Source organism: Streptococcus sp. SS-4456, assembly GCF_036680365.1.
Lineage (GTDB): Bacteria > Bacillota > Bacilli > Lactobacillales > Streptococcaceae > Streptococcus.
Genome location: NZ_JAVIHI010000109.1, coordinates 1 through 400, shown reverse-complemented (window position 1 = coordinate 400; position 400 = coordinate 1). Strand labels below are relative to the sequence as shown.

The 400-nt window shown below is 40.5% G+C and carries 1 protein-coding gene; it reads left to right on the top strand.

The window, feature by feature from the left end; genetic code table 11:
• Window positions 1-400: DDE-type integrase/transposase/recombinase (locus RFK25_RS11830; protein ID WP_332413559.1), on the top strand; the 400-nt coding region annotated here is incomplete at both ends.

Here is a 400-nt window from a genome sequence, read left to right as displayed (position 1 = left end):
TGACTGAGTTCGCTCTGCCAAATTGTGCTGAAAAACTCTATCTTTCTCCTGTTCTGGATGGCTATAATAGCGAAATTATTGATTTTACCTTGTCCCGCTCACCTAATCTCATGCAAGTTAAGTCCATGCTTGAGAAGGCCTTTCCTGAGGAAACTTACCCAAATACCATTCTCCATAGTGACCAAGGTTGGCAATACCAACACGAAGCCTACCATCATTTTCTTGACAGTAAAGTTATACGTCCTTCCATGTCTCGCAAGGGAACTAGCACGGATAATGGTATGATGGAGTCCTTCTTTGGCATCTTGGAAACAGAAATGTTTTACGGATTTGAGAAAAATTTCAAGTCTCTGGATCAACTGGAGCAAGCTATCACCAAGTATATTTTTTACTACAACAA